The organism is Parashewanella curva, from assembly GCF_003675895.1.
In the GTDB taxonomy this organism is placed as follows: Bacteria; Pseudomonadota; Gammaproteobacteria; order Enterobacterales; family Shewanellaceae; genus Parashewanella; species Parashewanella curva.
Map to the genome: position 1 here is coordinate 1 of NZ_ML014900.1, position 4,025 is coordinate 4,025.

Here is a 4,025-nt window from a genome sequence, read left to right on the forward strand (position 1 = left end):
ATCTCTTTCTTTAAAGCGGCAATGAACGTTGATATTTGGTTTATTCCCGTATTACAAGCTGTTGTGGATAGAGCTTATTTTGAACTTGAAGAAAGGCTGGAATGGGCATTTAGTTATTTACAAAAAATGCCACGAGGTCTCAACAAAGAAAATCCAAAGGAAACAGTGAATTGAGTAATATTATTCAAAACTTTAACTCTTAAGGTTCAGTCTATGAAGAAGTAATATGAGCTTGAAGTGAGATTAAATGCGGGGATATGAGGAGAGATATAATAAAGCCTATATGATGTAGGCTTTAACAGAAAAAGGCAGAGAAATGACTCTAGGATTTAACCGCCGTTGCATCAACATTGTAATACTCTCGGCCTACCTTGAAGTCGTATTCCTGACCGTCAAGATTAATTTGAATTAGAAAAGTACCCTTTAGTTCTTTATCAAGCCCACGGGTGTCAGTTACAACTAAGCCACCATAGGACTTCCCTTTAGGTAAACTGATTGACTTTAAAAACAAGGCATTTAGTAACTCTTGCTGTGACTTTGCATTCTGAGCTATGGAGTTTAAATTATTTGCAAACCTTGCTTGGTTTTTTGCAGCGATGACTTGGGCTAGAGCTGGATTATAAATGGTCGTATGCGTAGAGCCCCCATAACCACCATATAAGCTTCCATCTGTGTTAATTGAAACAGTATCGCCGTTGCTATAACGTCCTGTGCTCATTGCAGAGAAATTTCCAGAAATAGAGCCTGATTTATCAGAGTCTGCAACAGTAGTCGCTTGATCTTTGATATTCATATCAGCCTCAATTTTATTCAAGAAAGCTCTATATCTCTGTTTATATTCATCTTCTCTAATCTCAGCAATTATTTCATCGTAACTATTGACCCTAATTGGGACGCTCTTAGAGCCTGTTTTTGCCGTTGGAGCCTCTATGAAGGTTACTTTTACATTCTCACGACTTACATTGAATGGCTTAGAGTCAAGGTTATTGACAAATAGAACATAAGAAGTATTGCCACCGACTAGATTTAGCTGTCTATAAGGAGCAAGGGATACATAGTTTTTCTTAGTCACAACAGCTGTTTTTCGGCCATTGTTATAAATGAACTTTTGGGATTTTAAGGGGATCAGATCATTTTCAACATATTCAGGTGGAGTGGCACAACCAACAAGGATTAAAAGCGAGCAGGCAGCCAGAGGTACATTTAATTTTGACATTGGAATACTCCAAGGCAACTTAGTTGTTCTTTGGCAATTTTTAATGCTGACAAGGCAAAAGACTAATAACTTTTTCTACTGGGATAGAGGAGCGGATGTCCCTCCACCAGAAATAGGCAGCTGGACTCTACACCTTGGTGATACAAGAATGACTAATGATCCAAGTGAAATGACTTATGGTATTAATATACTAAAGGAAGAGTTTAAAAAGCTTTCTAGAGCAAAAGACGTACAACTACCTGTCTTGAGTCAAACAGAACATCAAGGATATATATTTTGCTTTTCCAAGAAAAAAGATTCATTAAACCAATGGCGAAGTTATACAAGTCCTAAATATGGTGTGTGTATTGGGTTTGATATTGATGTCATTGAAAGGAAAATAAATAGCCAGATTGAAATGCCTTTTAACATTTGGGGAAACTGGGTTCAAAAATGTATTTACGTTTCTGATGAACAGCCTTTAGGAAAAGAAGGCGTAAACCGAATCAAAGAGTTTTACGAATTTCTAATAGAAAATGACCTCATTAAAATTGATGAAAATGGCATATTAGTATGCACTCATGGCAATCCAGTACTCTATCAAAACGACAATGAGATGTTTGATTTAGCTCTTATCAAACACAGACAACTTTGCTTTAACTTGACAAAGTTCCTTAGTCTGTTCAAGCACCAATGCTATTTCGAAGAGCAAGAGTATAGACTTTTTCTTAATGATACAGGCCTTGCTTATCGCTTAATTGAAAAAGTCGAAAGTCCAGATATACCGGTTTTTAAGTCAGAGGTTAATTATAAAACCAATCGTTACGGCCTGACCTCCTATCTTAAGGTGCAGTTTCCCTTTGATGTCGTTAAAGAGGTAATGATTGGATCAGAGGTGAGAGCTGAAAACTTAAAGATTTTGAAAGAAATGCTCTGCGTAGGCGGTGATAATTGGCAGCGTGAGTTTGCACAAAGTAAGATCCCTTTTCTTAGTTGACCAGACTACTACCAGAAAGCCACCGGAACCTAGTTGCTCTCAATACTCACTCGATGTTGTATCTAATTGCATAGCGTTGGATTTACTAGGATCTAAATGCTCACAGGTTCTGCACTGAGCTACCGGAGATAGACCGAAAGATTCATAGCGTTTTACATAAGTGAGAGTATGAGAAAATTTGAAGAGGATAATGCTAACTTATTGAAAATCAGACACAAAAAAACCGACTTGCGTCGGCTTATATCATCTTGAAGATGATGGTACCAGAGGTGGGACTTGAACCCACACTCCCGAAGGAAACGGATTTTGAATAGATTGTTTGCTTGATAACTATAGTAAATTCAGATTGTTAGTGTATTATTTTTTGACTTTGCAAAAACTTTGCAAATCGAAGGATGCACTACAATGGCAAAACAATTAGAACGACACACCATTTCAGATGATTTATACATCTTCCAACAAGACAACAGTAGTCGCTGGTATGCAAGACTACAAGTTGGTGGCAAGTGGCGATGTAAAGCTACCAAAGAAAAGGACAAAGATAAAGCAATTATCAAAGCCACTCGGCTATTAGTTGAGTATCAGATCAGATCTGAAAGTGGCTCTCTAATCACTTCTAAAAAGTTTGCCATCATTGCTGAACAGGCGATTGCTAAAATGCAAAAGCAGCTAGAGGACGGCTTAGGTAAAAAGAGCTTTGTTGACTATATTCAAGCTTTAAATAAATATCACATCCCGTTTTTTGGTCAGATTTATATCACGACTATTGATGCCTCTAAGCTGAGAGAGTTCGATGAATGGAGAACCATTAAGTCTAAGAAAGTGCCAGCCAAATCTACTATCCAAAATCACAATGCTGCAATGCAAATGGTTTACAAGGAAGCAGTAGAAAACAAATGGCTTTTGCCATCACAAGTACCAGTTCTCAGTAATAACGGTACGAGTAGCCAGAGAAGAGCCGCTTTTTCACCTGATGAATTTGAAAGAGTCTATGAAGCTATTCGTGAAATGGAAGGCGAAAGTAGAACCTCTAAATCTAGACAAATTTTAGAGTTGCTAGGTGATTATATTTGTTTTGCTGTATGCACAGGCATGAGGCCGGGATCAGAGCTTGATAACCTCACTTGGGGTGACATTCACATTGAGGCAAAAGGCTATCAAGCATATTTTTGTATTACGGTGCGACAAGGCAAGACAACACAGCATACCGGAGTAAGAGAAGTTGTATGCAAAGATGGTATTAAACATACCCTTCAAGATCTTACTAAGCGATTCCCCACACGCTATAAAGACGAAAAGCTCTTCAGGTTAGCCGATGGCACTACAACTAAAGAACTTGGTAAAGCCTTCGATAGGGCGCTTATCAAGACAGGCTTAAAAGAAAGCCGTCAGGGGACTAGAAGCCTCTACTCTCTGCGTCATTCATATATTACGTGGGAACTGCTAGCCAAAACAGCACCAATTGATGTGATTGCCAAGCAGTGTGGCACCAGTGTCGAAATGATTGAAAAGCACTATAGCCATGTTACTCCACGAATGTTTGGCAAAGAGCTGTCAGGTGTCGATATCTCAAATGTTCATAGTGAAGCTCATTCAAGCTCTAATGAAATTAGTGAGTTACGAAAAATTATGTGGGAAAATTTGTTTGAGAAGTGGGAAAGGAATTATAGAGAGAAAGGCTGTATTTGATTTTTGTATAAGGCGAGATGCATAATTCGGGGCTATCCGATCACTGAATTCGGGATTATCCGATCACCTATTTCGGCATAATCCGATCATCGAATTCGGTATTGTCCGATCATTTTTTGCTTAAGTCCGAAATGAGTGATCGGA

The 4,025-nt window shown here is 38.4% G+C and carries 3 protein-coding genes; 2 read left to right on the forward strand and 1 reads right to left on the reverse strand.

All coding sequences use genetic code 11. The annotated features are described in order from the left end of the window. Window positions 1-322: 322 nt before the first annotated feature. Window positions 323-1,216, reverse strand: coding sequence for a hypothetical protein (locus tag D5018_RS20850; RefSeq protein WP_165905141.1), 894 nt, complete (start codon window positions 1,214-1,216; stop codon window positions 323-325). Between the two features lie 148 nt (window positions 1,217-1,364). Between D5018_RS20850 and D5018_RS20855 the strand changes: the two genes are divergently transcribed. Both D5018_RS20855 and D5018_RS20860 read left to right on the forward strand, forming a co-directional pair. Beyond that, a complete protein-coding gene (locus tag D5018_RS20855) occupies window positions 1,365-2,192 on the forward strand; it encodes a DUF2971 domain-containing protein (protein ID WP_165905142.1) in 828 nt (275 codons plus the stop codon). Between the two features lie 405 nt (window positions 2,193-2,597). Then, window positions 2,598-3,881 carry a tyrosine-type recombinase/integrase gene (locus D5018_RS20860; protein WP_121840901.1) on the forward strand — a complete coding sequence of 428 codons (1,284 nt, stop codon included), beginning with the start codon at window positions 2,598-2,600 and terminating at the stop codon, window positions 3,879-3,881. The last annotated feature ends 144 nt before the right edge of the window (window positions 3,882-4,025 follow it).